The organism is Cryomorphaceae bacterium (assembly GCA_007695365.1).
Taxonomy (GTDB): Bacteria; Bacteroidota; Bacteroidia; order Flavobacteriales_D; family SKUL01; genus SKUL01.
Genome location: REDV01000055.1, coordinates 1 through 4,327, shown reverse-complemented (window position 1 = coordinate 4,327; position 4,327 = coordinate 1). Strand labels below are relative to the sequence as shown.

Here is a 4,327-nt window from a genome sequence, read left to right as displayed (position 1 = left end):
AAGAAAATTATCTTTAGCCCATGAACAACCGAAACTACCTCGACTACATAGCCCCGAGCAGGGCGAAACTCAATGCCAACCATCAAAATTGACCGGCATTTATCAATTAAATTGCACCCTCATCAAGACCCATCAAGATGAAATCGATCAGAGAAAAACAGCTGTTTCGGGAAAACCGACGGCTAAAAGCGCAACTGCGCGTGTGCAATCAAACTACCCAAGCATTATGGGAGGAATTGGAGGTCACAGAAGGGAATTTTTTGATACAGTATTACGACTTTCTGGAAGCAGCACAAAAAAGAGGAGTTGCAATGTTGAATCCGGCCCCCATCAAATTGAGGGGTGAATATGGCCCGGAAAAGGATTACGGCGAGCATTCGATTCAAATTCAAAACGTCATTGCCATCAGGAGTGACCGAAAAGCTAAATTCATCACTTTAAGACGGCCGCTTTATGAAGCGGTCAATGAGGACAGACTCACCGATTTTGTGTGTAGAAAGGGATTCAAGGATATTACGAAAAACATTGAATCTCTGGAAATGTGGTTATTTGAAGCTTCTCGTACTTGGAAGGTAAATGTTCGATACTTCAAATTGAAAAATCGACACCTCACACCAACCACAGAGAATCTGCCTTCTGAATTCTCCGAACTTTCTAAAATAAAACTTACAAAGCAGCAAGCTGATGTTTTTAAGGAAAAGAAGGATTACATCGTTTTCCTCAATTCGTTCCAAAAAATACGCGTTCGTTCCGAATTTGGCATGATCTCCCAAAATGAGTCTCATTTTTGAGCCATTCATTTTAAAAACAAAATCATGAAAAAAGGAAAAAGTGCAGCTGCACACAAGTCGAACCAAGCAAACCCCAACAGAGGTACTCCGGGGGCAAACAAGGATTATGCTGCAGTCCAAGGTAACCGCGGGCGGCAGATGAATCCGAAGGGCAAGAAGTAATGTTGCATGGATGCTGAACGGGCCGGGAGGTAAAGCCTTCCGGCCTTTGCTGTTTATAAAAGGAACAAAATCTCTGAGAAAAGTGCACCCGGGCCCCTCGCAATTTACTACCTTCATCCCTCAAACACCTTTCCAAAGCATTGACAACGAAACACACCATACAAAAACCCGTAATCGGTGGCGGCATTTACACCCTCAGCGATGTGAGCATGGTGATGGGAGTGGCCTACCACAAAGTGCACCGGTGGATTACCAAGCATTGGGATGAGGTGCTTTCGGAGGGTTTCTACACCTGGACGGAGCACAAATCAAAGGCCATCGGATTTCACACCCTGATCGAGTTGGTCGTCTTTGCACAGCTCGGTGAGGCCGGTGTGCCCACCAAAGACATTCTCAAGGCCCACAAACTACTTTCAACGCGTTTCAATACCCCTTTCCCATACGCTACGGAAGGTGTGCTCCACAGTTTGCGCACCGACGGAAAGCAGGTCTTTTTCACGGAAGGTGAAGAGGATATTTACTGCCTTGACGGCAAGTACCGGTTCAATCTGGGTTTTATCCACGAATTCGTGCAGAACATCGAGTTCGGTGGTGATGCACTGGCGCAGAAATTCTGGCCCATGGGCAAGGAAAAAGCCGTGGTAGTGGATCCGAGGCACCAACTCGGTCAGCCTGTGCTCAGTGGCACCAACATCCAGCCGGCTGCCCTAAACGCACTCTATAATGCCGGCGAATCACCCGAATTCATCGCCTTCCTCTACCACCTTTCTGAGCACCAAGTGCAGGATGCGCTTGACTTTTGTAAGCGCGCCGCCTGATGAAAGTTTACCTGGATGAAAATATGCCCGAACAGATTGCCATGGCATTGAATACCATCCAAAAAGTACTCAACAAAAAAGAAGGCACCCACGTCGAAGTCACCTCCATCGTGTCTGAATTTGGACACGGCGCTGAAGATGAAGTTTGGCTCCCCAAAGTGAATGGCAGCATAGTCATCACCCAGGATTTCAACATTCAACGCACACGGCACCAGAAGCGTCTTTACCTCGAACACGGTGTGGGCATGCTCTTCATCAAAGTATCGGGAAAAAAAGGACTTGACTTTTGGTCTTTCTTCAAGCTGCTGGTGAAAAGTTGGGACGAAATTCGCAAAGTGGCTGCAAGGAAGCACCCGCCGTTTGCCTACCTGATTGATGGCAAAGGGAAATTGAAGGAATTGGAATAGCGCTCTCACGACTCAATCAAATTATTAGAACCCAAAACTTTGTAAAGAATGAAAGAAACTTTCCAGAAACTTCTCGAGCTATACCTCGAATCAATCCGAAAAGAGGGTTATAATGAAGAAATCTACAAATGGGAACTGATTGCCAAAGCGCGAAAAAACTGGGAAGCATACGCTTCTAAGCAAATTGATTTTATAACCTGGCTGAACAATACCGAGTGGAGCAACCTGGTTTATCCTATGTTCGTGTCCAATTTTAAATTTTTATCAGAGCAGCGCCCCGCCGAAGTTGAAGAATTGCTGATGAGGCTATACGATGAGGGAAATCCATTGCAAGAGCGCGTGTTAAGCACTGTCTCAAATCTTGAAATGATTTATGACGAAGTAAAGGGAAAAAGCAGCGATAGTCTCTTCCTTTCTGAGAGGGAGATAGCAACCCTTTTGACCTACAGGTATCCCGAGCGCTACACTTTCTACCTTAACACAGTTTATCGATCGTTTGTAAAACGCTTGGGGCGCAAACAGACTCCAGTGCTCTACAAACTTGTTGATTATTATAACCTATTACATGAATTTATTAAGATGGATTTACCTCTTTTTCAGGAGGCTATAGACCTGAAGCAGGCAGAACTCAAAGGCGTGAAGCACTTCGCAGGTCCAACAAAGATTTTACTCGCACAAGATGTACTGTTTACCACACTATACGACAAAAATCAGGTGAGCAACAATACCAAACAAACACAAGATATTGAAGCAGGTAAGTACTGGCTCTACTCCCCGGGCGAAAAAGCATCAAAATGGGAAGAGTTTTCCAGAGAAGGCATCATTGGCATAGGCTGGGATGAGTTGGGTGATTTACGCTCCTACAGATCTAAATCCGAAATTGCAGATAAACTGAGGGATCTGGATGGGTCGGGTGGTTCCAAAAAAAATGATGCCACTGCCAATCATAGTTTCGCGCATGAAATGACCGTGGGTGACATCGTATTTGTGAAAAGTGGATTCCACCAGCTACTGGGGTATGGCACCGTGGCCGGGAAGTATTACTTCGATGAAAAGGTTCCTGATTTTAAAAGTCGACGCCGTGTAAACTGGAAGCAAAAAGGCACTTGGACTACCGACTTCCAATTGGTAACCAAAACACTCACAGACATCACAGACCTTAAAACGGAGACTCCCGGTTACGAAATGTACCGTGATGAACTTTTTGGGATTATGAAAGCCAATAGCGCAACCGGGAATATTAACAGCGTCCGGCCACTCAACCAAATCCTCTACGGCCCGCCCGGCACCGGCAAGACCTACCTGCTCAAAAACGAATTCTTCGACAAGTACACAACACGCGAAACCAGCATTTCTCCTGAACAACATTTTGAAGAGGTGGCGTCAGAACTCTCGTGGTGGCAATGTATAGCTCTTGCACTTATGGAGCTAAAAGAGGCGAAGACGGCGCAGATCAAGGAAAACCGCTGGGTAAAGCACAAAGTCGAGCATTCGCAATCCATGAGTCTCAATGCGGCACTATGGAGCACCTTGCAAAGCCACACCATTGAAGAGAGTACCACTGTGAGGCACAAAAGACGTATGGCACCGCTTATTTTTGACAAGGATGAAAAGTCGCAGTGGCGAATTTTGAAGGATCAAGTGAAGGAACAAGCGCCGGAACTTCTGGAAATGCTGGACTCGGTCAACAACTTCAAGCCCGATCCCGATAAAATCATCGAACGGTTTGTCTTCACCACTTTTCACCAGTCCTATGGCTACGAGGATTTTGTGGAAGGCATCAAGCCCGTCATGGCTGAGGAGGCCGAAGCAGATTCATTGGGGTACCGCATTGAAGCCGGGGTTTTCAAAAAGCTCTGCGACCGGGCGGCCAAAGATCCTGAAAACAGGTACGCCATCTTCATCGACGAAATCAACCGAGGCAACATTGCAAACATTTTCGGAGAGCTCATTACACTGATAGAACCAGACAAGCGAAAAGGCTGCGAGAATGGGCTGAAGGCGGTTTTGCCCTATTCAAAAATAGCATTTTCGGTGCCGCAGAATGTGGATATCATCGGCACCATGAACACCGCCGACCGCTCCGTCGAAGCCCTCGATACCGCCCTGCGCCGCAGGTTCTCCTTTCGGGAAATGCTGCCGAAACCGG

General features: G+C 46.6%; 4 protein-coding genes. All 4 read left to right on the top strand.

Annotation, left to right across the window (positions count from 1 at the left end):
- Positions 1–137 precede the first annotated feature (137 nt).
- Positions 138–791 carry a hypothetical protein gene (locus tag EA392_03080; protein ID TVR40790.1) on the top strand — a complete coding sequence of 218 codons (654 nt, stop codon included), beginning with the start codon at positions 138–140 and terminating at the stop codon, positions 789–791.
- Positions 792–1,093: 302 nt separating this feature from the next.
- On the top strand, positions 1,094–1,771 hold the full coding sequence (locus EA392_03075) for a DUF433 domain-containing protein (protein ID TVR40789.1): 678 nt from the start codon (positions 1,094–1,096) through the stop codon (positions 1,769–1,771).
- Entirely contained in the window at positions 1,771–2,178 is a 408-nt protein-coding gene (locus EA392_03070; protein TVR40788.1) for a hypothetical protein, read from the top strand. The genes EA392_03075 and EA392_03070 overlap by 1 nt, the downstream gene beginning before the upstream one ends.
- Before the next feature lie 48 nt (positions 2,179–2,226).
- Positions 2,227–4,327: hypothetical protein (locus tag EA392_03065; protein TVR40787.1), on the top strand; the 2,101-nt coding region annotated here is incomplete at its 3' end.